Source organism: Variovorax multivorans (assembly GCF_051216835.1).
In the GTDB taxonomy this organism is placed as follows: domain Bacteria; phylum Pseudomonadota; class Gammaproteobacteria; order Burkholderiales; family Burkholderiaceae_C; genus Variovorax.
The window spans coordinates 65,103-90,284 of sequence record NZ_JBPJZL010000007.1 but is presented as its reverse complement, the minus strand read 5'-3'; the positions used below and the strand labels follow the sequence as shown (position 1 = coordinate 90,284).

Annotated in this window: 27 protein-coding genes; 11 read left to right on the top strand and 16 right to left on the bottom strand. The window is 68.1% G+C overall.

The window, feature by feature from the left end:
- Positions 1 to 181 precede the first annotated feature (181 nt).
- Entirely contained in the window at positions 182 to 496 is a 315-nt protein-coding gene (locus ACSFCA_RS19365) for a hypothetical protein (RefSeq protein ID WP_258350395.1), read from the top strand.
- Between the two features lie 33 nt (positions 497 to 529).
- Here ACSFCA_RS19365 and ACSFCA_RS19360 read toward each other — a convergent pair whose 3' ends face one another.
- The 4 genes from ACSFCA_RS19360 to ACSFCA_RS19345 form a co-directional block, all read right to left on the bottom strand.
- Positions 530 to 1,237 carry an SDR family oxidoreductase gene (locus ACSFCA_RS19360; RefSeq protein WP_435460854.1) on the bottom strand — a complete coding sequence of 236 codons (708 nt, stop codon included), beginning with the start codon at positions 1,235 to 1,237 and terminating at the stop codon, positions 530 to 532.
- A 39-nt stretch (positions 1,238 to 1,276) separates the two neighbouring features.
- Positions 1,277 to 2,698: an MATE family efflux transporter gene (locus tag ACSFCA_RS19355; RefSeq protein WP_258350397.1), complete on the bottom strand. Its 1,422-nt coding sequence runs from the start codon at positions 2,696 to 2,698 to the stop codon at positions 1,277 to 1,279.
- 19 nt (positions 2,699 to 2,717) lie between these two features.
- A complete protein-coding gene (locus tag ACSFCA_RS19350) occupies positions 2,718 to 4,034 on the bottom strand; it encodes an MFS transporter (RefSeq protein ID WP_435460855.1) in 1,317 nt (438 codons plus the stop codon).
- A gap of 105 nt (positions 4,035 to 4,139) precedes the next feature.
- A complete protein-coding gene (locus tag ACSFCA_RS19345) occupies positions 4,140 to 4,595 on the bottom strand; it encodes a MarR family winged helix-turn-helix transcriptional regulator (RefSeq protein WP_093058264.1) in 456 nt (151 codons plus the stop codon).
- 75 nt (positions 4,596 to 4,670) lie between these two features.
- Here ACSFCA_RS19345 and ACSFCA_RS19340 point away from each other — a divergent pair, with 75 nt between their 5' ends.
- Positions 4,671 to 5,219 (top strand): PaaI family thioesterase, encoded by a 549-nt coding sequence (locus ACSFCA_RS19340; protein WP_435460856.1) that lies wholly within the window; start codon positions 4,671 to 4,673, stop codon positions 5,217 to 5,219.
- An 8-nt stretch (positions 5,220 to 5,227) separates the two neighbouring features.
- On the opposite strand, the gene ACSFCA_RS19335 is transcribed toward ACSFCA_RS19340, so the two are convergent.
- Positions 5,228 to 5,557 (bottom strand): hypothetical protein, encoded by a 330-nt coding sequence (locus ACSFCA_RS19335; protein ID WP_435460857.1) that lies wholly within the window; start codon positions 5,555 to 5,557, stop codon positions 5,228 to 5,230.
- 173 nt (positions 5,558 to 5,730) lie between these two features.
- Between ACSFCA_RS19335 and ACSFCA_RS19330 the strand changes: the two genes are divergently transcribed.
- From ACSFCA_RS19330 to ACSFCA_RS19305, 6 genes are all read left to right on the top strand, one after another.
- Positions 5,731 to 6,795 carry a Fe(3+) ABC transporter substrate-binding protein gene (locus ACSFCA_RS19330; protein ID WP_435460858.1) on the top strand — a complete coding sequence of 355 codons (1,065 nt, stop codon included), beginning with the start codon at positions 5,731 to 5,733 and terminating at the stop codon, positions 6,793 to 6,795.
- Positions 6,796 to 6,829: 34 nt separating this feature from the next.
- Positions 6,830 to 8,509 carry an ABC transporter permease gene (locus ACSFCA_RS19325; RefSeq protein ID WP_435460859.1) on the top strand — a complete coding sequence of 560 codons (1,680 nt, stop codon included), beginning with the start codon at positions 6,830 to 6,832 and terminating at the stop codon, positions 8,507 to 8,509.
- Positions 8,506 to 9,189: an ABC transporter ATP-binding protein gene (locus tag ACSFCA_RS19320; protein ID WP_435460860.1), complete on the top strand. Its 684-nt coding sequence runs from the start codon at positions 8,506 to 8,508 to the stop codon at positions 9,187 to 9,189. The genes ACSFCA_RS19325 and ACSFCA_RS19320 overlap by 4 nt, the downstream gene beginning before the upstream one ends.
- Positions 9,190 to 9,301: 112 nt before the next feature.
- Positions 9,302 to 9,985 (top strand): glutathione S-transferase family protein, encoded by a 684-nt coding sequence (locus ACSFCA_RS19315; RefSeq protein ID WP_435460861.1) that lies wholly within the window; start codon positions 9,302 to 9,304, stop codon positions 9,983 to 9,985.
- Positions 9,986 to 10,056: 71 nt separating this feature from the next.
- A complete protein-coding gene (gene gloA, locus ACSFCA_RS19310; RefSeq protein WP_081268016.1) occupies positions 10,057 to 10,470 on the top strand; it encodes a lactoylglutathione lyase in 414 nt (137 codons plus the stop codon).
- A 17-nt stretch (positions 10,471 to 10,487) separates the two neighbouring features.
- Positions 10,488 to 11,045 carry a DUF1697 domain-containing protein gene (locus ACSFCA_RS19305; RefSeq protein WP_435460862.1) on the top strand — a complete coding sequence of 186 codons (558 nt, stop codon included), beginning with the start codon at positions 10,488 to 10,490 and terminating at the stop codon, positions 11,043 to 11,045.
- On the opposite strand, the gene ACSFCA_RS19300 is transcribed toward ACSFCA_RS19305, so the two are convergent.
- The 4 genes from ACSFCA_RS19300 to ACSFCA_RS19285 form a co-directional block, all read right to left on the bottom strand.
- Complete coding sequence (locus tag ACSFCA_RS19300; RefSeq protein WP_258350410.1) at positions 11,046 to 11,777, bottom strand: haloacid dehalogenase type II; 732 nt, start codon at positions 11,775 to 11,777, stop codon at positions 11,046 to 11,048.
- 8 nt (positions 11,778 to 11,785) lie between these two features.
- Positions 11,786 to 12,427: a bifunctional 4-hydroxy-2-oxoglutarate aldolase/2-dehydro-3-deoxy-phosphogluconate aldolase gene (eda, locus tag ACSFCA_RS19295; RefSeq protein WP_093058255.1), complete on the bottom strand. Its 642-nt coding sequence runs from the start codon at positions 12,425 to 12,427 to the stop codon at positions 11,786 to 11,788.
- Positions 12,418 to 14,259, bottom strand: a complete 1,842-nt coding sequence (gene edd / locus ACSFCA_RS19290; RefSeq protein ID WP_435460863.1) for a phosphogluconate dehydratase — start codon at positions 14,257 to 14,259, stop codon at positions 12,418 to 12,420. Before edd ends, eda begins: the two co-directional genes overlap by 10 nt.
- A 203-nt stretch (positions 14,260 to 14,462) precedes the next feature.
- Positions 14,463 to 15,011: an OmpA family protein gene (locus tag ACSFCA_RS19285; RefSeq protein WP_093078833.1), complete on the bottom strand. Its 549-nt coding sequence runs from the start codon at positions 15,009 to 15,011 to the stop codon at positions 14,463 to 14,465.
- A gap of 135 nt (positions 15,012 to 15,146) precedes the next feature.
- Between ACSFCA_RS19285 and ACSFCA_RS19280 the strand changes: the two genes are divergently transcribed.
- Both ACSFCA_RS19280 and ACSFCA_RS19275 read left to right on the top strand, forming a co-directional pair.
- Positions 15,147 to 15,854, top strand: a complete 708-nt coding sequence (locus tag ACSFCA_RS19280; RefSeq protein WP_258350414.1) for a gamma-glutamylcyclotransferase — start codon at positions 15,147 to 15,149, stop codon at positions 15,852 to 15,854.
- Positions 15,851 to 16,390, top strand: a complete 540-nt coding sequence (locus ACSFCA_RS19275) for a superoxide dismutase family protein (RefSeq protein WP_435460864.1) — start codon at positions 15,851 to 15,853, stop codon at positions 16,388 to 16,390. The genes ACSFCA_RS19280 and ACSFCA_RS19275 overlap by 4 nt, the downstream gene beginning before the upstream one ends.
- A gap of 16 nt (positions 16,391 to 16,406) precedes the next feature.
- Here ACSFCA_RS19275 and ACSFCA_RS19270 read toward each other — a convergent pair whose 3' ends face one another.
- Complete coding sequence (locus ACSFCA_RS19270) at positions 16,407 to 16,976, bottom strand: nucleotidyltransferase family protein (protein ID WP_435460865.1); 570 nt, start codon at positions 16,974 to 16,976, stop codon at positions 16,407 to 16,409.
- 29 nt (positions 16,977 to 17,005) lie between these two features.
- Between ACSFCA_RS19270 and pdxH the strand changes: the two genes are divergently transcribed.
- Positions 17,006 to 17,659: a pyridoxamine 5'-phosphate oxidase gene (pdxH, locus tag ACSFCA_RS19265; protein ID WP_435460866.1), complete on the top strand. Its 654-nt coding sequence runs from the start codon at positions 17,006 to 17,008 to the stop codon at positions 17,657 to 17,659.
- Positions 17,660 to 17,671: 12 nt separating this feature from the next.
- Here pdxH and ACSFCA_RS19260 read toward each other — a convergent pair whose 3' ends face one another.
- The 6 genes from ACSFCA_RS19260 to ACSFCA_RS19235 all read right to left on the bottom strand — a co-directional run bounded on the left by ACSFCA_RS19260 (position 17,672) and on the right by ACSFCA_RS19235 (position 25,153).
- Entirely contained in the window at positions 17,672 to 18,883 is a 1,212-nt protein-coding gene (locus ACSFCA_RS19260; protein ID WP_435460867.1) for an OmpA family protein, read from the bottom strand.
- Complete coding sequence (locus ACSFCA_RS19255) at positions 18,877 to 19,269, bottom strand: hypothetical protein (protein WP_435477244.1); 393 nt, start codon at positions 19,267 to 19,269, stop codon at positions 18,877 to 18,879. The genes ACSFCA_RS19260 and ACSFCA_RS19255 overlap by 7 nt, the downstream gene beginning before the upstream one ends.
- Positions 19,270 to 19,403: 134 nt before the next feature.
- Positions 19,404 to 20,357, bottom strand: coding sequence for an AEC family transporter (locus ACSFCA_RS19250; protein WP_435460868.1), 954 nt, complete (start codon positions 20,355 to 20,357; stop codon positions 19,404 to 19,406).
- A 51-nt stretch (positions 20,358 to 20,408) separates the two neighbouring features.
- A complete protein-coding gene (locus ACSFCA_RS19245; RefSeq protein ID WP_435460869.1) occupies positions 20,409 to 22,490 on the bottom strand; it encodes a TonB-dependent receptor in 2,082 nt (693 codons plus the stop codon).
- Positions 22,491 to 22,571: 81 nt separating this feature from the next.
- A complete protein-coding gene (locus tag ACSFCA_RS19240; RefSeq protein ID WP_435477241.1) occupies positions 22,572 to 22,967 on the bottom strand; it encodes a hypothetical protein in 396 nt (131 codons plus the stop codon).
- A gap of 17 nt (positions 22,968 to 22,984) precedes the next feature.
- Positions 22,985 to 25,153 (bottom strand): TonB-dependent receptor, encoded by a 2,169-nt coding sequence (locus ACSFCA_RS19235; RefSeq protein WP_435460871.1) that lies wholly within the window; start codon positions 25,151 to 25,153, stop codon positions 22,985 to 22,987.
- Positions 25,154 to 25,182 lie beyond the last annotated feature (29 nt).

Below are 25,182 nucleotides of genomic sequence, written 5' to 3'. Positions count from 1 at the left end.
GGCCAATGGCCTATCCGCGGGACATGTTCCGCGGTGCAAAGTCCATTCACAATTGTGTCTTGGCCTTGCTACGTCCTGCACGCAAGGCGCTTACAGCTCTTCATCCGATTTCGCTCCAGCCTTACACCAACTTCACACAAGGCCGCGAGGATGGGGCTTCCAACCACAACCGGGGGATCACATGAAACAGCTTTCTTTTGCATTCGGCGCCGCGGCCCTTCTGTCGCTGGCCTCGCTCACCGTTCCGGCCCAGGCCCATGCGAGCGGAAACTTCATTCAGGCGCAGGTGTATGTCGTGCCCGCACCGCCGCCTCCGCGCCGCTACTACGCACCGCCGCCTCCGCCGCGTCACTACTACGGCCCCGGCTATCGCCGCGACGGCTACTACGACCGCCGCTGGGATGACCGCCGCCACCATGGCGGCCGCCGGGACAACGACGGTGACGGTGTGCCCAACCGTTACGACCGCCGGCCCAACAACCCCTATCGCTATTGATGAAGACCCGGGCCGCGTGCCCGGGTTTTGCGTTCAGGCCGGGGAACCCGCATAGGGCGGCGTCGCGCTCGACAGGGTCTGCTTGAGCTGCCGCGAGACTTCGTCCGCCAGCACCTCGGGCCGCCCCGCCTCCACGCCCGCCAGCGCCTGGCGCGCCACGTCGTCCGGCGAGGACTTGTCGCCCTGCACATGCGCGGCCATGTCGGTGTCCATGTAGCCCACGTGCAGGCTCGTGACCTGCGTGCCCTGCCCGGCCAGTTCATTGCGCAGGCCGTTGCTCAGCGACCAGGCCGCCGACTTGGTCGCGCTGTAGGTCGCAACGCTCGGGAAGGTGGTCCAGCTCAGGGCCGACAGCACGTTGATCACACCCCCGCCGCCGTTGGCCGCGAGCACGGACGCGAAGGCCTGCGTCAGCGCCCAGGGGCCGAAGAAATTGGTTTCGAATTCGGCGCGCGCAGCGGCCAGCGCATCGGGTGAGCCGAGGAAGCTGGAGCCGCGAGAGATGCCCGCGTTGTTGACGAGCAGCGTGACGTCGCCGCAGGCGCGCACGGCCGCTTCGATCTGCGCGAGCTGCGTCACGTCGAGTGCCACCGGCGTCACGCCGGGCAAGACGATGCTCTTCGGGTCGCGCGCCGCGCCATAGACCTTGCGCGCACCCGCTGCCAGCGCCGCCTTCGCAAAGGCGAGACCGAGGCCGCGATTGGCGCCGGTGATGAAGACCACGGAGTCCTTGATTTTCATGATGAGTCTTTCGTTGATGGAAATCGTTGAAAACTGTTCTCAGGCCTGCGCCACGCGCCGCAGCAGGCCGTTGGTGGTGCGCGGCCAGCCCACGCGGCCGAACCAGGCGCCGCCCGCGATGGCCGATGCGATCACGATGCCGTACACCACGAGTGCCACGCCCTGCGCCGCGAACACGCCGGTGAGCCCGCCACCCCAGCGCAGCGCCAGCCAGCCGCCCGTGCCGGCAACCGCCAGGCGCGCGATGTTGCCCAGCACCGGCCACAGCAGGCGGCCCGCGCCCTGCGACGCGAAATACAGCACCAGCCCGACGCCGAAGAAGCCATACAGCGGCCCCACCACGCGCAGGTAGTGCGCGCCGGTTTCGAGCATGGCCGGGTCGTTGCCGAACAGCAGCAGCCATGGGCGCGGGAACAGCGCGGCCGCAATGCCGATGGTCTCGGTCAGCGCAAAGGCCAACGCCGCGCCGGCCCAGGTGGCACGCAGCGCACGCTCGCGCTGCCCGGCCCCCATGCAGGTGCCGACCATCGCAACCAGCGGCGCGCCAAGGCCGAACACCAGCGGCACCAGCAGGTATTCGAGCCGCGAGGCCGTGCCGTAGCCGGCCAGCGCACCCGAGCCGAAGTGCCCCGTCAGCGCAGTGGCGATGCCGATCGACAGGTTGGTCGCCACCGTCGATACCGCGCCCACCAGCCCGATGCGCAGGATGTCGCGGAACAGCGGCCAGCGCAGCTTGAGCGCGGCCAGCGTGGGCCGCAGCAGGCTGCGCGGCGAGCGCAGGTAGACGATGAGCGCAATGGAGCCCAGCAGGTAGTACAGCAGCAGCGCCATCGCGCCGCCCGCGATGCCCATGCCCGGCAGCGGCCCGACACCGAATATCAGCAGCGGCGACGCCGGAATGAGGAACACCACGCCCACCACAGTCACGTTGGCCGGCACCGACATGTTGCCGGTGCCGCGAATGATGGCCGAGAGCGAATTGAAGAGCCACACGAGCATCGCGCCCGCGAACACCCAGTTCGAGTACGTGAGCGCCGCGTCGAGCGCGGGTCCGGTGCCGCCCATGATCCCGTACAACCAGCGTCCGCCCAGCAGCAACGCCAGCGTGAAGCACAGGCCGAAGCCCAGCGCGATGACGATGGCATGCCACACCAGAGCGTCGGCATCGGCGCGGCGGCGTGCGCCTAGCGCGCGGGCGATCGACGAAGCGATGCCGCCGCCCATCGCGCCGCTGGATGTCATCTGCATCAGCATGACGATGGGGAACACCAGCGCCATGCCCGCGAGCGCATTGGTGCCGAGCTTGCCGACGAAGTAGGTTTCGATGAGGCCAACGGAGGCCTGCGCCACCATCACCAGCACGTTGGGCGCGGCGAGGCGCAGCAGCGTGGGAACGATGGGCGCCTCGAGCAGGCGGCGCGTGCGCGGGTCGAGTTCGGCGGTGCTGTTTGAAGCTGTCATGGAGGGAGCCTCGATGCGTTCAGGCACGTGCCGCTGCGGAAGGCGTGACCGGCGTGCCGGCCTTCGCCGCCGGGCGGCGGATCATCGTCACGATCAGCGCCGCCACCAGGCAGGCCGCGCCAGCCGCGTAGAGCGCCGGGGTGTAGGTCAGCAGCAGCGTGCGAGCAAAGCCGGCGCCATAGGCAGCCGTGGCGGCGCCCAGCTGGTGCGCGGCAAAGACCCAGCCGAACACGAGGCCGACCTTGGCCGGGCCGAAGGCGGCGCCCGCGAGCTTGACGGTCGGCGGCACGGTGGCGATCCAGTCGAGGCCGTAGAACATCGCGAAGATGCCCAGGCCGTAGATGGTGAATTCCGAATGCGGCAGCCAGAACAGCGACAGCCCGCGCAGGCCGTAGTACCAGAACAGCAGCTTGCGGTTGTCATAGCGGTCCGACAGCCAGCCCGAGAGGATCGTGCCGACGAAGTCGAAGGCGCCCATCATCGCGAGCACCGAGGCAGCGGGCACCGCGCCCATGCCGTTGTCGCCGCACAGCGAGATGAAGTGCGTCTGCACGAGCCCGTTGGTGCTCAGGCCGCAGATGAAGAAGGTGCCGGCCAGGATCCAGAAGGTGCGGTTGGTCGACACCTCCTTCAGCACGCGGAACGGCGTGGCGAAATTCATCGCTGGCGCGGCGGCGGCAGGCGCTGCCGGCTGCGTGCCGGGCAGTTCGCCGTAAGGCAGCAGGCCGATGTCCGAAGGCCGGTTGCGCATGAGGCACAGCGCCAGCACGCCGATGAGGATGCTGCCGATCACGATCGGCACGATGGCCGAGCGCCAGCCCCAGTGTTCGATCATCCAGGCCGCGAACGGCAGGAAGGCCAGCTGCCCGGTCGCCGAACTCGCAGTGAGCATGCCGATCACCAGCCCGCGCCGCGCGACGAACCACCGGTTGGCCACCACCGCGCCGAGCACCAGCGCCGTCATGCCGGTGCCCAGGCCCAGCATCAGGCTCCACAGCACGAACAGCTGCCACAGCTGCGAGGCCATGGTGACCAGCGCCATGCCCATGCCGACGAGCGCGAGGCCGGTGCAGATCACCGCGCGCAGGCCGTAGCGTTCCATCAGCACCGCGGCGAATGGGCCCATGAGGCCGAACAGCGCGAAGCGCAGAGCGAGCGCCGACGAGATCTGCTCGGTGCTCCAGCCGAACTCCTTGCCCAGCGGCTGCAGCATGGCGCCCGGCAGGCCCAGCGCGGCCGACATGGTCAGCATGGTCAGGAAGGTGATGGCGGCGACGATCCATCCGTAGTGGATGCCGCGGCGCTGGAGCCATGCGGAAACGGGGGTGGCGAACATGGGACCTCTGCTGTTGGAATGAGATGTGGAGGAGAAGAAAAAAACGGGAGCCGCGCGCGACGGAACGCGTGATGGGATGGGGTCGGGAAAGCGGTTGGAGGCGGGTCAGTCGTCGCCGTCGGGCACGTCTTCGGCGCCCAGCAGTTCCATCGACTCGTCGATCAGCAGGTGCAGCGCCAGCACGCGCTCCACACCCAGCAGCGCATTGAGCTTTTGCTGCGCGGTCTTCCAGTGGGCCAGCGCCTCGCGCCGTTTCTCTTCGCCTTCGGGCGTGACATGCACCAGCCGGCTGCGCGCATCGGCGCCGGCGGTTTGCGCGACCAGGCCCGCGACGATCAGCGGCTGCAGGTTGCGGCTGAGGGTCGAGGCGGTCATCTTGAGTTCGCCCGCCAAGTCGACCGGCCGCGAAGGGCCGAGCCGCGCGAGGTTCGACAGCAGCGAGTACTGCGTGGTCTTCAAGCCGCTCTTCGACACCTCGGCGTCGTAGAACTGCGAAAGACGGCGCGAAAGCTGGCGCACCTTGAAGCTGGTGCAGCCGCGTGGCTTGGTGGGGGTGTCCATGGGATATTATTGTATGTGCAACTATTGCATATGCAACTACCACCCTACGCCAAAGCCCCCAGGAGGAACACAGGCATGACACAAAACCCCAACCAACTCGAAGCCTGGATCGCCGAAGAACGCCGCATCGCCGAGCGCCTCGAAGCCGGCCCAGGCCCCGGCCTCGCCCGCCCCGAGCAGATCGCCGGCAAGACCGGCCTCGAAGTGATGCAGGCGATGCTGAACGGCGACATTCCCTATGCAGCCATCGCCAAGACGCTGGACTTCACGATCCTCGAAGTGCGCCAGGGCGTGGCCATCTTCCAGGGCACGCCGCTGGCGCAGCACCTGAACCCGCTGGGCACCATCCATGGCGGCTGGGTCGCGACGATGCTCGATTCGGCCCTGGGCTGCTCCGTGCACACGATGATGCCGCCTGGGCGCGCCTACACCACGGCCGAGCTGAGCGTGAACTACGTGAAGGGCCTCACGCCCAAGGTTCAGCGCGTGCGCGCCGAAGGAAAGGTGATCCATTGCGGCAAGCAGCTCGCCACCGCCGAGGCTCGCCTCTATGGGCCCGACGGTACGCTGTTCGCACACGCCACGACCACCTGCCTGGTGTTCGAGGTGCCGCCGGCGCGCTGAGCCCCGCGCTATCGGGTTGGGCAGGAGGGCGTCAGCACGAGGAAGCGAGCGCCCCAGAGCACCACCAGCACCAGCCCCACCCACAGCAGCCAGTGCGGCCTGCGCCGCCGCACCGACAGCACCACCGCCACGACCAGCAGGGGAATCAGGTACGCGAAGGACTCGACCCGCGCATCCAGCCCGTGGTCGATGGGCAGGGTGCAGAAGGTCATGCCGTCGGCGCGCATCGCCGGGTCTTCCAGCATCCACTCGTAGCGGTTGCGCGGAAGGCCGAACAGCATCGCGGTGCAGAACAGCGCATAGACCGCCGACACGAGCACGAAAACAGATCGCTTCACGTTCATCACATCCTGTTGAGCGGCGCAGGCACCGTACTTTGCAACGAGGCAGTAGGCCTTCGACCTGTAAGTCCAAAGGCGTCGCAATTCATACCCCCAGTGATAATTATTCTCATCCGATGCCTGCAACAGGTCTCGGAGCTTTCTAGAACACCCGCTCCTGGAGGATCCTCATGACCGAACGCTCAAGCGTCCAAGGCCGCGCCGTGCGCGCACTGTTCGCCACCAGCGCCGCCTGGCTTGCCGTCGCCGCCCTGCCCGCGCAGGCTGCCGCAGCCGACGAACTCACCCTCTACACGACGCGCGAGCCGGCGCTGATCCAACCGCTGATCTCGGCCTTCAGCGCGCAGAGCAACATCAAGGTCAACACCGTGTTCGTGAAAGACGGCCTGCTGGAGCGCGTCAAGGCCGAAGGCGCACGCTCGCCGGCCGACGTGCTGATGACGGTGGACATCGGCAACCTCATGGACCTGGTCGACGGCGGCGTAACGCAGCCGGTGAAATCGGCCGCGCTCGAATCGGCCATTCCGGCCAACCTGCGCGGCGCCGACGGCCAGTGGTTCTCGCTCTCGCTGCGCGCGCGCGTGCTGTATGCCGACAAGAGCCTGCCCCTCACGAGTTTCCGCTACGAAGACCTGGCCAACCCGAAGTACAAGGGCAAGGTCTGCATCCGAGCCGGGCAGCACCCCTACAACACCGCGCTGGTCGCCTCGCTGATCGCGCACGACGGCGAAGCCAAGGCCGAGCAGTGGCTGCGCGGCGTCAAGGCCAACCTGGCGCGCAAGGCCACGGGCGGCGACCGCGACGTGGCGCGCGACATCCTCGGCGGCATCTGCGACGTGGGCCTGGCCAACTCGTACTACGTCGGCCAGATGAAGAGCGCCAAGGAAGGCACCGACGCGCGCAAGTGGGGCGACGCCATCAAGGTGGTGCGCCCGACCTTCGCCAACGCCAAGAGCGGCGGCACGCACGTCAACATCAGCGGCGCGGCCGTGGCAAAGAACGCGCCGCAGCGCGCCAACGCAGTCAAGCTGCTCGAGTTCCTGGTGTCGGAACCGGCGCAGTCGCTGTATGCGCAGACCAACTACGAGTACCCGGTGCGCAAGGGCGTGGCGCTCGACCCGATCATCGGACAGACCGTCGGCGAGCTGAAGGTCGATCCGCTGCCGCTGACCGAGATTGCCAAGTACCGCAAGCAGGCCAGCGCCCTGGTGGACAAGGTCGGCTTCGACCAGTGACATGGACGGCCGGGCACGCCTTGCCGGCGACTGAATGCTGACAGCGCGGCGCCAGCCGCCGGGCCTGCGCGCCGCGGGCCCGGCGTGGCGCTGCGCGTCGTTCCTGATCGCCATCGGCGTGCTCGCGCCGGTGCTCACGCTGGCATGGCTCGCGTTCGGCTCTGGCGTCGGCCACTGGGGGCCGCTTTTCGCGCATGTGCTGCCGCAGGTGGCGCTCAACACGGCCTTGCTGCTCACGGGCGTGGGCGCACTGGTGCTGGTGATCGGCACCGGCTGCGCGTGGCTGGTAACGGCGCACGACTTTCCCGGGCGCAGCGTGCTGCACTGGGCGCTGCTGCTGCCACTGGCGATGCCGACCTACATCGTCGCCTTCGCGTACCTCGACTTGCTGCACCCCATCGGCCCCGTGCAGGGCGCGATCCGCTGGGTGCTGGGCTTCGACAGCCCGCGCCAGTTCCGCCTGCCCGACCTGCGCTCGATGCCCGGTGCGATCTTCGTGCTGGGCTTTGTGCTCTATCCGTACGTCTACATGACGGCGCGCGCGATGTTCATGACGCAGCCGGCGCACCTGATGGAAGCGGCCCGCATGCTCGGCGAAAGCCGGCGCGGTGCGTTCTTTCGCGTGGCACTGCCGCTGGCACGGCCGGCGCTGGCCGTGGGGCTGAGCCTGGCGCTGCTCGAAACGCTCAACGACATCGGCGCTTCTGAATTCCTGGGCGTGAACACCTTGACGGTGGCGGTCTACACCACGTGGATCACGCGCTCCGACCTGGCGGGTGCGGCGCAGATTGCGTGCGCGATGCTGTTCGTGGTGGTGGCGCTGGTCTGGCTCGAACGCAACGGCCGGCAGCACCAGCGCTTCGGTTCGACACAGCGCATGCGCGCGGTGCAGCCACGGCGCCTGCATGGCGGCGCGGCCTGGGCTGCGACCGCGACGGCGGCGACGCCCGTGCTGATCGGCTTCGTGGCCCCTGCGCTCTACCTCGTCTGGGAAAGCGCTAAGCGGCTGCAGCAGGGCGGCGGCGTTTCCCGCGGCCTCATTGCCAGCCTCGGCAACACGCTGGCGCTGGCTTCGGGTGTCACCGTGGTCGCGGTGGCGGCAGGGCTGGTCGTCGCCTGGGTTTCGCGCAGCCAGGGTTCGAGCCTCAACCGCGCGCGCTGGCAGGCGCGCGTGGCAACGCTTGGCTATGCGGTGCCGGGCACGGTGCTGGCCATCGGCCTGCTCACGCCTGCACTGGCCTTCGATGCCGCCCTGGCCACCGCGCTCGGCTGGCAGGGCCTGCCGCTGATGAGCGCCGGTGTCGTGCTGGTCGTGGCCTGCGCGATCCGCTTTCTCGCGATGCCCGTGGGCGGCATCGAGGCCGGCCTCGCGCGCATTCCCCCCACCATCGAGCAGGCCTCGCGCCTGCTTGGCGAAACCACCGCCGGCACGCTGCGCCGCGTGCACCTGCCGCTGCTGCGCCCCGCCATGGCTGCAGCCGCGCTGCTGGTGTTCGTCGATGCAATGAAGGAGCTGCCGGCCACGCTGCTGCTGCGGCCCGCCAACTTCGACACCCTCGCCACATGGCTCTATGCCGAGGCCGCGCGCGGCACATATGAAGAAGGCGCGATTGCAGCGCTCGCGATCGTGCTGGCCGGTCTGCTGCCCGTCGTGCTGCTTGCGCGCAACCAGCTTGGCACGCCATCAGCCACACTCGGCCCCGACAAGACATGAGTTCCCCCCTGCACATCGATGCGATCACGCTCGCCTACGACACACCGCGCGGCCTGCACACGGTCGTCGATGGCTTCTCGCTGACCTTGAACGCGGGCGACATCGGCTGCCTGTTCGGCCCATCGGGCTGCGGCAAGACGACGGTGTTGCGCGCCATCGCCGGCTTCGAGCCGGTGCGCGTCGGCACTGTCCGGCTCGGCGACGTGCTGCTGTCGTCCGCGCAGAAGCACCTGCCGCCCGAGCAACGGCGCGTGGGCATGATGTTCCAGGAGTACGCGCTGTTTCCGCATCTGTCGGCCGCAAAGAACGTGGCCTTCGGGCTGCGTCGCATGGACCGTGCGGCGCAGCAATCGCGCGTCGCAGAAATGCTTGCGCTGGTCGGGCTGGCCGACGCGGGCGAACGCTATCCGCATGAGCTCTCCGGCGGCCAGCAGCAACGCATTGCGCTGGCCCGTGCGCTCGCGCCCTCACCCGCGCTGCTGCTGCTCGACGAGCCGTTCTCCAACCTCGACGGCGGCACGCGCGAGCGGCTGACCACTGAGGTGCGCGGCATCCTGAAGCAGGCCGGACAGACCGCGATTCTCGTCACGCACAACGAGGCTGAAGCGCACGCCATGGCCGACCGCATCGGCGTGATGCACGGCGGGCGTATCACGCACTGGCTCGACACGGCGGCCTAGCAGCATTAGCACAAGGGGGCCGTTTCTCGAATGGGCCTATCGGGAAAAGGTTGTTCGGGATCGCAAGAATCGCGGCGTTCCAGACACATCCATCCCAAAGAACGGAAGCCCCATGACGCGACAAGCCCTCACCCTCGTCAGCCACCTGCTGTGCCCGTACGTGCAGCGCGCCGCGATCGCGCTGAATGAAAAAGACGTGCCCTTCGAGCGCATCGTGATCGACCTCGCCAACAAGCCCCAGTGGTTCCTCGACATCTCGCCGCTTGGCAAGGTGCCGCTGCTGAAGGTGCAGCGGCCCGATGACAGCGAGGCCGTGCTGTTCGAAAGCAACGTGATCTGCGAATACCTCGAAGAAACCCAGCCCGGCGCGCGCCTGCACCCCGAAGACCCGCTCACCCGCGCCGAGCACCGCGCCTGGATGGAATTCGGCTCGGCCATCCTCGCCGACCTCTGGGGCTACGAGACCACGCAGGACGCGGCCGTGTTCGAGCAGAAGCGCCTCGCGCTCATCGCCAAGTTCGAGCGCGTCGAAGCTGCACTGGGCGAAGGCCCCTACTTCGCGGGCCGCAGCTTCAGCCTCGTCGACGCGGTCTTCGCACCGGTGTTGCGCTACTTCGAAGTGTTCGACGCGATCAGCGATTCGCACGTGTTCGACGCCCTGCCCAAGGTCGACGCCTGGCGCAAGGCGCTGGCCGCCCGCCCCAGCGTGCGCAACGCCGTGGTGCCCGAGTACCCGCAGCACCTGATGGAATTCCTGAAGCGCCACCAGGCCCACCTGCTGACACTGGCGGCTTGATCGCCGCGCCGGGAGGCAGACAATAGCGGCCTCCCTTTCCGATCTTCCCCATAACTACACGGCACCACGAGATGCGACTCCTCCACACCATGCTGCGCGTTGGCAACCTCCAGCGCTCCATCGACTTCTACACCAAGGTGCTCGGCATGAACCTGCTGCGCACGTCCGAAAACCCCGAGTACAAGTACAGCCTGGCCTTCATCGGCTACGGCAAGGGCAACCCCGACCAGGCCGAGATCGAGCTCACCTACAACTGGGGCACCGAAAGCTACGAACTCGGCACCGCCTACGGCCACATCGCGCTGGGCGTGCCCGATGCGTACGCGGCCTGCGAGAAGATCAAGGCCGCGGGTGGCAACGTGACGCGCGAGGCGGGGCCGGTCAAGGGTGGCACCACCGTGATCGCGTTCGTGACGGACCCTGACGGGTACAAGATCGAGCTCATTCAGCGTGACGAAGGCGCCGCTGGCGGCGGCCTGCGCTGAAGCGCGGCGGGGCGGCCATGGCGAGCACGAAGAAGCAGGCCACGACAACCCGCCACGTCGCGCTGCTGCGCGGCGTGAACGTCAACGGCATCGCCATCAAGAGCGCCGACCTGAAGGCGCTTTTCGTCGAGCTGGGCTTCGGCGCAGTGCGCACCGTGCTCGCGAGTGGCAACGTGCTGTTCGACACCGGCGAGAGTGATGCCGCCGCGCTGCGCACGCGCATCGAGCAGGCGCTGCGCAAGCGCTTCGGCTACGACGCGTGGATCGTGCTGCTCACGCAGAAGACCGTGGCCGAGATGGCGGCGGGCTACCCCTTCGAGCGCATCGACGAGGAGCGCCATCCCTACATCGTGTTCGGCTCCGACGCCGCGATGCTCGATGAAATCGTGGAGAAGGCCGGCACCGTCGATGCTGACGTCGAACAGCTGAAGCGCGGCAAGAGCGTGCTGTACTGGCAATGCCCGCGCGGCGAGAGCCTCGATACGCCAGTGGCCAAGCTGCTCGGCAAGACCCGCTACAAGTCGAGCACCACCACGCGCAACCTGCGCACGGTGGAGAAGCTGCTCACAGACTGATCAGCAGCCCAGCAGGTCCGCCAACTCGTTGATGTCGCGCGCATGCAGGTTGTTGTCTGGCTGCGGCGAAACATCCTTCGGCCTGGCGCGGCCGAATTCATGCGGGCGCTCGATGTACGCGGTCTTCAGGCCGCAGGTGCGCGCGGCGGCCAGGTCGTCGTGGTGCGCGGCGGCCAGCATCACCTGCCCGGGCGTTGCGTCGAACACACCCGCCACGCCGAGGTAGGTGCGCGGATCGGGTTTGTAGGCCTTGAACACTTCGGCCGACAGCACGCAGTCCCAGGGCAGGCCGGCGCGCTTTGCCATTTCGGTGAGCAGACCGATGTTGCCGTTCGACAGCGTGCAGATGGTGAACTTCTTCTTGAGCCGCGTGAGCCCGGCCACCGAATCGGGCCAGGCGGGCAGGCGATGCCAGGCACGGCTCAGATCGCGCTTGGCGGCGGTGTCGAGGTGGTTGGCCAAGCTGAAGTCGTGCAGCACCTGTTCGAGCATGCTCAGGTGCAGTTCGTCGAGCAGCGTGAAGCCGCCCTCGCCCGCGGCGATGCGTTCCATCACCGCCTTCATCGCAGGCTGGTAGCCGGCGCGCCAGGCCAGCGCGAAGGCTGCGCCGTCCACGCCAGGCAGTGCGCTCTCGGCCTCGGCGGCAATGCCGCTGTGCCAGTCGACCACCGTGCCGAAAACGTCGAACGCGATGACCTTGAGGTCGCTCGCGTCGAAATCAACGCCGCTCATGGCGATGCTCAGCGCGGCAGCTGGCTCGCGGCGCGTGCCAGCTGCTCGATGCGCGCCCAGTCGCCATCACGGATCGCGTCGGTCGGCACGATCCACGAACCGCCCACGCAGGCCACGTTCGACAGCGCAAGAAACTCGGCCGCGTTGCCAGCATGGATGCCGCCCGTCGGGCAGAAGGTGACGTCGCCGAACGGCCCCTGCCATGCCTTGAGCATGGGCAGACCGCCGGCCTGCAGCGCGGGGAAGAATTTCAGCTGCGTGTAGCCGTCTTCCTGCGCCGTCATGATTTCGCTACCAGTGGCCACGCCGGGCAGCAGCGGCAGGCCGAGGTCGTGGCAGGCCTTGCCGACCGCGCGCGTGTAGCCCGGGCTCACGCCGAACTTGGCACCGGCCAGCGCCGAGGCTTGCGCATCGGCAGCGCTGCGGATGGTGCCGGCGCCGGCCACGGCCTCGGGCACGTCCTTGGCGATGGCCTCGATGCATTGCAGCGCCTGCGGCGTACGCAGCGTGACTTCGAGCATGCGGATGCCGCCGGCCACCAGCGCACGCGCCAGGGGCACGGCGTCTTTCACGTCGTTCAGCACGATGACCGGAATGACCGGTGCGTCGCGCATCACGTCCAGCGCGGTGAGTTTTTCGTTCATAGCCATGAGCAGGCTCCTTCTTCTGCGGTCAATGCATTGCGGCGCATGCCGGCGAACAGTTCGCGGCCGAGGCCGTGTCCGTCGGCGATGCGCTGCGCTTCGGGTTGCGTTGCGGTCTCGCGCGCTGCCCATTCGTCTTCGGGCAGCAACACGGCGAGCGTACCCGCGACGGAGTCGAGACGGATCAGGTCGCCGTCGCGCACCTTGGCAAGCGGGCCGCCCGCGGCCGCTTCGGGCGAGACGTGGATCGCGGCCGGAATCTTGCCCGACGCGCCGCTCATGCGGCCGTCGGTGACCAGAGCCACGCGGAATCCCTTGCCCTGCAGCACCGACAGCGGCGGCGTGAGCTTGTGCAGCTCGGGCATGCCGTTGGCCTGCGGGCCCTGCCAGCGCACCACGCAGACCACGTCGCACTCCAGCTCACCGGCGGTGAATGCCTTCTGCAGCGCGGCCTGCGAGTCGAACACGCGCGCAGGGGCTTCGATGACGTGGCGGTCGTCGGGCACCGAAGACACCTTGATGACGCTGCGGCCGAGGTTGCCGCTCAGCAGCTTCAGGCCGCCAGTGGCGCTGAACGGGCTCGCGACGGTGCGCGTGACGGCTTCGTTCTTCAGGGACGCGGCGGGGGTCCATTGCAGGCGGTGCTCGCCCGCATCACCCGCGAGCGCCGGAATGTTCGCGAATTCGCGGATGCCGCCCGAGCGCACCGTCAGCACGTCGGCATGCATGAGGCCGGCATCGACCAGTTCGCCGATCACGAAACCGGGGCCGCCCGAGGCCTGGAACTCGTTCACGTCGGCGCTGCCGTTGGGATACACGCGGCTCAGCAGCGGCACCACGTCGGAGAGCTTGGAGAAGTCATCCCAGTCGATCAGGATGCCTGCGGCGCGCGCCACGGCCACCCAGTGGATCAGGTGGTTGGTGGAGCCGCCCGTGGCGAGCAGGGCCACCATGGCGTTGACGATGCAGCGCTCGTCGACCATCTCGCCGATAGGCGGGCAATTGAATGCTGCCTCGCCCGCCTTGCCGAGCACTGTGCGCACGGCCTCGCGTGTGAGCGTTTCACGCATCGCGTCGCCCGGCTGGATGAAGGCCGTGCCGGGCACGTGCAGACCCATGGCTTCGAGCAGCATCTGGTTGCTGTTGGCGGTGCCGTAGAAGGTGCAGGTGCCGACCGTGTGATAGGCGGCCATCTCGGCGTCGAGCAGGCCCTGGCGGCCCACAAGACCCTGCGCCGCCTGCTCGCGCACCTTCGACTTGGCACCGTTCGACAGGCCCGAGGGCATCGGGCCGGCTGGCACGAACACGGTCGGCAAGTGGCCGAAGTGCAGCGCGCCGATGAGCAGGCCCGGCACGATCTTGTCGCACACGCCGAGCAGCAGTGCCGCATCGAACATGTCATGCGTGAGCGCAACCGCGGTGCTCATGGCGATCAGGTCGCGGCTGAACAGGCTCAGCTCCATGCCGGGCGTGCCCTGCGTGACGCCGTCGCACATGGCAGGCACGCCGCCGGCCACCTGTGCGGTAGCGCCGAGGCGGCGGGCCTCCTGCTTGATGATGTCCGGGTAGCCCTGGTACGGCGCGTGGGCCGAGAGCATGTCGTTGTAGGCGGTGACGATGCCGATGTTGGGCGCGCGCTCGGTCACCACGCGGAACTTGTCGTTGGCCGGGATGCCGGCCACGGCGTGCGCCACGTTGGCGCAGCCCATGCGGTCGGAGCCGCGGTCGCGGGCGCGGATTTCGGCAAGGCGGGTAAGGTAGGCGCCGCGCAGCCCCTGGCTGCGCTCGCGGATGCGATCGGTAACGTCGCGGACGGTGGGGTTTGTGCTGCTGCTCATGGGGGTACGTGGCTCTTGCTGCATGTCGCCAGGGCGACTGTGGGCCTGGAGGCCCATGGTAACAAGCCGGGCGTCAAAGCCCGATGAAATCCAGGCGCCAGGCAATACGAATTTACCCATTCGCGCCCTGCCGGGAGGCGTACGCAAAAAAGCCCGGCGTTACCGGGCTTCTTCTCTGATCTGGCAATCGGGGTGCGTGGCGCTCAGTCGACCAGCTTCACCTCGACGCGGCGCGCCTCGGCGTTGTTGCCAGTGCCGGCCGTCACGGCAGGCTTCTGCAGGTCGACCTTAGCCGCCGGAACGCCCAGGCCCACGAGCACGTCGCGCACCATCTCGGCGCGCTTCTTCGCGAGCTGTTCGTTGATGGCGGCGTCGCCGGTGGTGTCGTGGAAGCCCGAGATCACCGCCTTGCGGCCGCTTTCGACGCCCTTGATGACCGCGGCCAGTGCTTCGGCGGCGCCCGGTGCGAGATCGGCGCTGCCGGTCGCGAAGTAGAAGCTCACCACGCCGTCGACCACGCGGACGCTGGCGCCGTCGGGGATCGTGACCGTCACCGTCTCGGTGACTTCGGCCACCTTGGGTGCCGCACTGGGGGCCGGCGCCGAGATCGTCACTGCCGCAGCGGGCTTGGCGGCCGCCGGGTTGTGCCCCTTGTGCCAGAGCACGATGCCCACCACGAAGAAGATCACCAGGGCGATCAGCGCCATGACGAATCCGATGATGAAATTCTGCTGGCTGTCGTCGTCGCTCATTGCGGGTCTTGCTCCGTAGGAAAGAGGTCGGTAAATAATGGTGCGGTGAACCATGATCAGGAAATTGTAGGCGTCGGCCCTGACACCCCCGTGTCGGACCCTGCGCCGAACCCCGGTCCGCCGGGACTCGACCCCATGCCCAAGCCCCTGCGCGACCCGCAGCCGATGCTCGAGCGCGCCATCGCCGACTGGGGCGGACATGAGGATCTCTGGCTCTTCGGCTACGGCTCGCTGATCTGGCGGCCCGAATTCAGCTTCACTGAACGCCGACCTGCCTGGGTGCACGGCTGGCACCGGGCGCTGAAGATGTGGAGCCGCGTGAACCGCGGCAGCGTGCAGACGCCGGGCCTCGTGTTCGGGCTGCTCTCGGGCGGCAGCTGCCGCGGCATGGTGTTCCGCGTGCCGAAGGCCGAGGGCCTCGAAACCCTGGGCCGGCTCTGGCTGCGCGAGATGCCGACCGGCGTGTACGACCCCAGGTGGCTGCAATGCGGCACGGCTGAAGGTTCGGTGCGCGCGCTGGCGTTCACGCTGTCGCGGCGCAGCCCCAACTTCACGGGCGAGCTCAGCGACGATCACTACCGCCACATCTTTACCCACGCCGTCGGCCGCTACGGCAGCTCGCTCGACTACGCGCAGCAGACGCTGCTGGAGCTGCAGCGGCATTCGATCCACGACGCGGCGCTGGCGCGGCTGGTGGCGCTGGCCGCTGCAAAGGAACAGGAGCAGCGCCAGTCAGGGAACGCTGCTGATTGCGATGCACCGCAGGCTCCGGTATATGTTCCGGGGTCTCCAGACAAATCCGAATCCTCCCAATCTTCCGGACCCTCCAAGGAAAACACATGAACCAACGTCGTCTCATCGCCACCTGCACCGCCCTCCTCGCCTCGGCCCTCCTGGCCGCCTGCGGCAGCATGGGCGGCAAGCCGAGCACGGCCGTCGAACTGGTGCCGACCGCCGCGATCACGCCCAACCCGACGCGCGGCACGGTGACCTTCACCGCCCTCGAGCATGGCGTGCGCGTGTCGGGCGAGGTGCGCGGCCTGGTGCCGGGCAGCGAGCACGGCTTCCACATCCACGAAAAGGGCGACTGCGGCGACAACGGCAATGCCTCGGGCGGCCACTTCAACCCGGCCGGCGGCACGCACGGCAAGTTCGCCGCGCCGGGCAGCCATGCCGGCGAACTGCCGAGCCTGCGCGCCGACGCCAGCGGCATGGCGCGCTTCAGCGTGGAAGACCACGCGATCTCGCTGACGCCGGGCGCCGCCAACAGCGTGGTCGGCCGTGCGCTGGTGGTGCACCGCGACCCCGACGATTTCACGACGCAGCCGGCAGGCAACTCGGGCCCGCGCATCGCCTGCGCCGTGATCGCCAAGCCCTGAGATCGAATAGAAAAGGCTAGGCGCCCACGCGCGCCAGCCACAGTGCCTCGGCCTGCGCCAGCGCCTCGGGCGTGTCGATGTCGGTGACCACGCCGACATCGTCCACCGCCAGGTCGGCGACCGAATCGATGGCGCGCATCGACCGCAGGATGGACGATGCGCCGAGGCCTCCCTCCAAGGTAGCGAGCTGCGCGCCGCATCCGGCGGCAAAGCCTACCGGATGCCCGCGTTCGCCCCGGTATTGCGGCTGCACGGCATTCACCCGGCCGCCGAGGGCAGCTGCAACGGCCTGCAGCGTCGCGGGCAGCACCAGCGGCAGATCGCCCGGCAGGATCAGCCAGCCAGCCGCATCGGACGTGGCGCGCACGGCCGCCGCAATCGAGTCGCCCATGCCGGGGTGCCCCGCGTCTTCCACATGCCACGGCAGACCGCTGGCGCGCACCGCGTCGAGCGTGCGCTCCAGCACCGGCTTGCCGGCGAGCAGCGCCTTCAGCTTCGAGCCCGTGCCGCCAGCCGCGATGAAACGCTCGCCGCGGCCCGAGGCCAGCACGATCACTACCGGGGAATTCGCCTTCTGTGTCGTCATGGGCCGAGTATGTGCGCAACAATCCCGGCATGACTTCTCCTCTCTCCAATGACGCACTGGCGGCACTGCGCAAGAGCTACGAGCGAGCCGAGCTCGGCGAGGCCCACAGCGCCGGCGACCCGCTGAAGCAGTTCGAGCGCTGGCTCACCGAAGCCATCGACGCACAGGTGCCCGAGCCCAATGCGATGACGCTGTGCACCGTGGGCAGCGACCTGCGGCCGTCGAGCCGCATCGTGCTCATCAAGGGCTACGACGCGCGCGGCATCGTCTGGTACACCAACTACGAGAGCCGCAAGGGCCGCGAACTGTCGGGCAATCCGTACGCTTCGCTGCAGTTCCACTGGGTCGAGCTGGAGCGCGTGGTGCGCATCGAAGGCCGCGTCGAGAAGGCGGGCACTGAAGAGAGCGACGCCTACTTCGCAAGCCGACCGCTCGACTCGCGCATCGGCGCCTGGGCCAGCCCGCAGAGCGAAGTGATCAGCGGACGCGACGTGCTGGTGAAGAACGCGGCCGTGTTCGCCGCCAAGCACCTGCTCTCGCCGCCGCGCCCGCCGCATTGGGGCGGCTACCGGCTGGTGCCCGACCGCTGGGAATTCTGGCAAGGCCGCAAGAGCCGGCTGCACGACCGGCTGCGCTACCGGCTCGAAGGCGGCGACTGGGTGCGCGAGCGGCTGGCTCCCTGAGTCAAGTCGTCGTCAGGCCTCGCAGCCTACGACCTTGAACTCGACGCGCCTATCCAGCGCGTCGCTCGCATCGTCGGCCCCCGTACCGACGATGTTCTCGCGAAAGCCCATGCCCGATTCGCGCAGCTTCTTCGACAGCGGCGGCGCCTCGCCCACCAGCCGGGCCTTCACGCTCACCGCGCGCTGCAGCGACAGCCGCTCGTTCACCGCCTCAGAACCCGTGCGGCTCGTGTGGCCCGTGACCACCACGCACGAATCGATCTGCGCCGCCTGCCGCGCGATCTGGCGCAGCCACATCGGATAGGCGGTGCTGATCTTCGGGTCGGACAGGAAGTCGGTCGAGCCCGGCTTGAACAGGAACTTCACGCTCAGGTTGTTGGTTTCGAGTCCAAGGCGCGCGATAGTGCCGAAGGTTTTCTCGGCATCAGCAGTGCGGCCGAGCTGCGATTGCGTGAGGTACAGCCCGCTGTAGATGCGCAGCTGCTGGCCGTCGGGCCGCTTCGCCGCAGCCTCGTAGCGGCTCAGCGCCTCGCTCATGCGGCCGGCCTCGTAGGCGGCGGTGGCTTCCTGCAGCACGGTCGAGGTCGGCAGGCGCTCCAGATACAGCGCGTCGGCGGCCTGGCCGGGCTGGGTTTCGGCGGTGCGGATGTAGCCCTCGACGCCGCGGTCCTTGCCGTTCACCGGGCTGTCGCGGAAGAAGGCGGTGGGCCGCGTATCGAGCGTGGCATCGCTGATGCGCGTGACCGACTGCGCGATCACCACGCCGCTCTTGATCTCGGTCAGTGCAAGGTTCAACCGGTACGGCCCGCCAGAGGCGTCCTTGTCGCGCACCAGCGTGCCGTTCAGCACGTACTGCGCGTTGCCGATCTCGCTGGCGTTGAACGGCGTGACGGTGAACTGCTTGAACTGCGCCTGCATGCGCTGGACGATGCGCTGCTCGGCCACGCGCGTCACCTCGGTCTGCTGGCCGCTCGCGCCTTCGAGCAGCGGATCGATCACGATGCGGCGCTGCGTGAGCGTCGACTCCACCTTGGCCAGGAAGGCCGGCAGCTTCTGCGTCTGCACCATCAGGTCGTCCACTGCCTGGTTCACGGCCTGATCGAAGGGCATGGCGTTGCCGGGCGCGGGGCGGTGCGCGCAGGCGGCGGCAAGCACGGCGGCGGCGCACAGCGCGAACAGGCGCAGCGCCGTGCGGACTCGTTGGGTGGTGGTCGTCATCAGCATTGGCTCCTCAATGTCTTCATGTCCTGGTCCGACAGCGGCTCGCCGACGGCGGCGCGCATGTTGATTTCGCTGCAGCGCTTCGATGGCGCAGGGCGCGGCGCGGCGGCTTCGCGTTGCACTGGCGGCGGTGATGGCGACGCGGCCGGCTGCGCGCGTGTCCTGATCACCGGCTTCGGCTTCAGCGGCGTCTCGTCCGTCTTTTCAGACTTCTCGGCGGGAGGCGGCTCGGCCGGCTCGCGCGGCGCGTTCGCCGACAGGCACGGCGTGCGGCACGGCTTGGCCGCGCCAGCGGGCTCCGCGGCCTGCGCGGGACGGCCGTGCAGCGCGATCACCGTCGCGACCACCGCCATAGCAAGAAGGGGCGAAGAGCGCGCCGGGTGAATCATCAGCCGGCAAATGTAGGGTGCCAGCGGCCCCGCGCCATCTCGCCAAACGGCCACCCTGCCAAACGGCATAGGCGTGCGGCGAAGCGTTCTAAGGCGAAAGTCCGCTCAACGCCAAGGAGAAGAGACCGAAGGACTCAGGGCAGCCACTGCACACACATCATCACGAGCGTGAGCGTGACGAGCCCCAGTACCGTCGACACCGCGACGCTGGCCGTCACCAGGTCTTCGGACGTGCGGTAGCGCTGCGAGAACAGGAACACGTTGGCACCGATCGGCAGCGCCGCAGCCACCACCATCACCGTGAGCGGAATGCCGCGCACGCCCAGCAGCCAGCCGATGAGGGCCACCAGCAGCGGATGCAGCAGGTTCTTCACCAGTGCCTGCACCAGCGCGCCGCGCCAGTGCCGGCCGATGGGCGTGAGCGCGAGGGTAATACCCACCATCACCAGCGCGATCGGCCCGAAGGCCTGGCCCAGCAGCTGAATCGGCTTGTCGATGACCTCGGGCATGACCAGCCCGGTCTGCGCGAACAGCAGGCCCGCGATGATCGGCATCGGCACGGGGTGAATGATGGCGTTGCGCAGCGCGCGCATCACAGTGCGAGCCATCGACGGCCGCTTGTCTGCGCCAGCGGCGCCGGCCTGCTCGCGCGCGACGGCCAGCTCCAGCACCACCGTGGCACTGGTCAGCAGCACCAGCGAATGCAGCGAAATCAGCGTGAGCAGCACCACCATGCCCTCCTCGCCGTAGGCCAGGCCGATCAGCGCGATGCCGATCATCACGGTGTTGCTGTAGGTGTTGGCCAGCGCGAGCACCGCCGCCGTGCGGTTGAACCCGCGCAGCGCCAGCGTGCCCGCGAACAGCAGGCCCGAGGCAATGAAGTACGCCGCCACGGGCTTGAGGCTCAGCTGCTCGACGTGCACCGTGCTCATGGCGCGGAACAGCAGCGCGGGCGCGAGCAGCAGGAAGATGAGGTGCGACAGGTCTTTCACCGCATTGCCGCCGATCCAGCGGCGCTTGCCTGCCAGATAGCCGACAGCGATGAGCAGGACGACGGGGAGGAGCGAGGAGATGACGATGGAATTCACTCGGCTAGGATAGCCGAGGGACTTCTTCGTCTTCGCCCGCCCCTTGCGCCCTTAGAACGTCACGCGCAGGCCAACCTTCAGCGTCCGCCCCGGCAACGGCGCGTTCGGATACACCGTCGTCGTCAGGATCGAAGTCGCGCTGTAGGCCAGCTTGTTCGTGATGTTGTCCATGCGCGCATACCAGGTGAGGTTGGCGCGCTGCACCTTCATGCGGTAGGTGATGGCCGCGTTCCACAGCGTGTATGCATCGGTCTCACGCGCGCCCACCGACGGAATGCGGTGCTGCGCCGCGTTGTAGTCGAAGCCCAGGCGCGCACCCCACGGGCCGTTGGCATAGGCCAGCGTCGCGCCCAGCCGCAGCGGCGCGATGCGCGGAAGCGGCTCGCCGGTGTCGAGGTTCTTCGCGCGCACGATGTCGCCGCGCCACTCGAGGTCGAGCGTGCCCGCATCGCCCATGCGCGCGAAGCCGTCGGTGCCCAGCAGGCGCAGGTTGCCGTTGGCCTCGATGCCGGTGAAGCGCGCGCGCACGCCGCTGTAGACGTACTCGGCCAGCGTGTCGGTGGCGCCGGGCTCGGCCACATTGCCCTCTTCATCGAGGTTGCGCCCCGATGCCGTCAGGCCGATGTAGTTGCTGAAGCGCGTGACATACGCGTTCACGCGGGCCGTGTTGGGGCCCGACTTCCATTGCGCGCCCAGGTCGAGTCCGGTCGACTTTTCCTTCTTCAGGTTGGGGTCGCCCACCTCCCATGCGGCCGTTGCCACGTGGGGGCCATTGGCCAGCAGTTCGTAATCTTTTGGCGCGCGCTCGGTGTAGGCGAGGTTCGAAGTCAGCTGCCACTGCGGCGCGAGGTTCACCAGAGCGCCGAAGGCCGCGCTGTGCGGGTTGAAGGTGCGCTCGCCGACCGCAAAGCGCGTGACCGTCGGATCGTCCGGGTAGCCCAGCGAGCGGATGCGGACCTGCTCGGTGCGCGCACCGAAGCTCAGGCGGCCCCACGAAGTGCCGTATTCCTCGTACATGAACAGCGCGTTGGAGCGCGTGCGGCTGTGCGGCGCAAAGGCTTCCTCGCCGTCGGCGGCGAAGCGGTTGGTTTCGCTGCTGAAGCCGACCAGGCCCTCGAAGTTGCCGATCTTCTGGTGGCGCGCCTCGATGCGCAGATCGTTGCTCATGTTCGAAAACGTGGTGCCGGCTTCGCCGCCCTCGAACTCGGTGTGGCGGTAGTCGGTGTGGCTCAGCTTCGCGTGGATGCTGCTGATGAAGCCGCCCGGGCGCCACTCGCCTTCGATTGCATAGCGGTCGGACTTCATGCCGATGGTGACGTCGTCCTCGGCCACGGTGCCGTACTTGCTGCGGTAGGTGCTGACCGAGGCGCCGATGTAGCCCTGGTCGAAGAACATCGTGCCGCCGACGGCGCCGCCGTGCGCCTCGTTGGCCGAGTTGCAGATCTTGCGTGCAGTCCACGGCGAGCCGGGCTTGCTGCACTCGAGCGTGATCGGCACCGACACGTCTTTCGAGTCGCGGCTGAAGGCGTCGACGTGGATCGCCAGGCGGTCGTTGCCGCCTTCGAGCACCACGCCGCCGTTCTTCTCCTTGTTGCCGGTGGAGTAACCCAGGTCGGCGCGGCCGCCGAAGCCGTTGATCGGCTCCGTCGGAATGCGGTTGTCGATCACGTTGACCACGCCGCCGACGGCGCTGCCGCCGTATTGCAGCGCCGACGGGCCGCGCAGCACCTCGATGCGGTCGGTGACCAGTGCGTCGACCGGCACGGCGTGGTCGTAGCTCAGCGCCGAGGCGTCGGGCGCGCCGCCGCCGTTCTGCAGGATGCGGATGCGATCGCCGTCCTGGCCGCGAATGATCGGGCGGCTGGCGTTAGGGCCGAAGTAGCTGCTGCTCACGCCGGGCACGTTGTCGAGCGTTTGGCCAAGGGTCGATTCGGAGCGCAGCAGCAGCTTGTCGCCCGACAGCGTGGTGGTCGGCGCGATCAGGTCGCTGGCGCCGAGCGGGTTGCCGGTGACGGTGACTTCACGCAGGCTGGTGGCGTCGGCGGGTTGGGCCTGCGCCTGGGCCAGGCTTGCGAAAGAGGCAAGCAAAAGAACGGCAACGCCGATGGCGTTGCGAGGGAAATTGGGAGTCATGAATGGACACTCGTTGAAATCAAGGGGCGACCTGCCGCCACCCACGCCAAGCGGGTGCGGCAGTCGGAACACATCGGAAATTCAGCGAGTGGAAGGTGGGCCGCGTGCGTCGAACAGTACGATCCAGCGGGCGACGGCTTCGCCCTGCAGATACGCGAAGGTGGCCGACGGCAGCACCATCGGCAGCACCAGCAGCGGCACGCCGGGCGCACTGAAGCCATGCGACAGCCGGTCGTACAGCCGGCACTCGGCGTCGGTCTTGTCGCCAAACAGCGCATGCAGCCAGGTGTGCCGCTGCGCCGGGGCGTGCGCGCCCGAAGCCACGGTAGTGGCAGCGGTCGCGCGCTCGGCGGACAGGGCCCAGGCGCGATCGCCCGGCACGTGCAGCGTGGCATGCACGAGGCCGAGCGTCGACGTCACCCACACTGCGACGAGCAGCATGAAGGCGACTGTGCGCGAGAGCCTCGTGTGCGTCATCTGGCTTCGGGCCTGTATTAGAAGTGCGTGGTCATGCTCACGTACAGGCTGCGCCGCGTGCCGTACTGCGGCGCACCCACGCCCACGCCCGTGCCGTCGCGCAGCAGGTAGCTCTTGTCGAACAGGTTCAGGATGGCGACGCGCCCGACGATGTCACCGCCCGACGACTCCTTCCAGGTGTGCGAGTACGCGGCATTGACCACCGCGTAGTGCGGCAGCGCCGCGCTGTTGGGCGCGCCCCCGTCGGGCGTGCGGCGCAGGCCGCTGCCGAAGATCAGGTCGCCGCTGACCTGGTTGTCGCCGAAGCGGTAGCTGGCGCCGCCCGACAGCGTGTAGGTCTGGTCGTGGTCCAGGTACACGTAGTGGTTGGCGATGTAGCTCAGCTCATCGGCGCCGAACAGCGACTGGCTCGACACGATGTCCTTGCCCATCGCCTTCTGGTAGGCGAAGTTCGCGTAGGCCGACCAGTGGTCGTCGTTGTAACGGGCCGAAAGCTCCAGCCCGCGCGCGAAGCCCTTGGCGTAGTTGAACGGCGACAGGATCAGCGCCTGGCCGAACTGGCCTTCGTCGAGCAGGTTGGTGATGTCCTTGTAGTACACGTCGGCCGACAGCGACAGGTTGGCATTCACCTTGTGGTCCACGCCCAGGTCGAAGTAATGGGTGCGCTCCGCCTTCACTGCATCGGAGTTGGCAACCTCCGGCTGGTTGGTGGTGCCCGCATACAGATTGATGCTCTGCTGCGAGGCCAGCTCCTGCGGCGGCGGCGTGAAGTAGCGCGCGTAGCCCGCGTGCAGCGCCGTGTCGTCCGACAGCTTGTACGCAAGGTTCAGCCGCGGGCTCCACTGGTGCTCTTTGGTGAAAGCGTCGACGCTGTCGTAGCGCAAGCCGTAGTTGAAGGTCAGCTTCGGGTCGATGCGCCATTCGTCCTGCAGGTAGAGGCTGGCGAGCTGGCCGACCTTGCTGGAGTTGTCGTTGATCAGCAGCGGCGTGTTGCCTACCTGCGCGCCGGTGTCGTCGACCGGGAACACGTTCACCGCATTGATGCTGCGCGTGGTCTGCCGCGTGTAGGCGCCGCCGAAGCGCAGCGTGTGAGCATCGTTCAGCTTGTACGACGCATCGGCCTGCAGGCCGTTGGACGAGTTGGAGCGCAGGGTGTCGGAGGCCACGCCGTTGTAGATCAGGTCGCCCACGGCGTCGGGCACGTAGTGCAGGCTCGAGTACTGGTGGAAGGCCGAGACCTGGAAATCCAGCGCACCCACGGTCTTCTGGTAGGACAGCGCGACGAAGCGCGTGGCCTCGGTCTGGCGCTCGCGCACGTCGGACGACGGCAGCCCGTTGTAGCCCGTGCCCAGGTCGCTGTAGCCGGCCAGCGAGAAGGACGGCGTCTGGTTCGGGTTGGTCGGAATCTGGAACTTGCCGTTGTAGGTGCCGAACATCAGGCCCAGGCGCGTGTCGGCGTCGAGGTAGTACGAGAGGTTGCCGAAGGTCTTGCCCTGCCGCGTGCGGTCGTTCTGCGCGTTGAGCGTGGGCTGCGGGTTCTCGATGCCGTTGGTGTTGGACACCAGGCTGCCCGACAGGTAGTAGCTCAGGTTGCCGGTGGTGCCGTAGACCGAGCCGCTTTCTTCCAGCGTGTTGTGGCTGCCGAAGGTGAAGCCGAGCGAACCGCCGGGCTTGCCGAAGCCCTGCTTGGTCTGGATGTCGACCACCCCGGCGGTGCGCAGGCCGTATTGCGCGGGCAAGGCGCCGGTCAGGAAGTTGACCGAGTCGATGTAGCGCGTGTCCAGCGACTGGCCGAAGCCCGAAATACCTTCGGGCAGCTGCACGCCGTTGACGCGGTACTGCACGTTGCCGTGGTCGTCGCGCACATGCAGCGAGCCGGAAGCCTTCGAGTCCTTGGCCACGCCGGGCAGTGTCAGCAGCACGTCGTCCAGCGGCGTGGCGTCGCCCTTGCCGAGCGCGTCGATGGCCGCGCGGTCGATGCGGTAGACGGTCGCGCCGACCTCTGGCGAGAGTTCCATGCGCGCCTTCTTGAGGCGCTCGGACTGGATCTCCACGGTAGACAGCGTGCCTTCGGCGCTGGGCGCGACGGTGGTGGTCGTGGTGGTCGCGTCCTGGGCGAAGGCCGACCAGGACAGCAGTGAAAGAACGGCAATGCCAACGGCACTGCGACGGAAATTGGGAATCATGAATGGGCACTCGTTGAATCGATGAACGA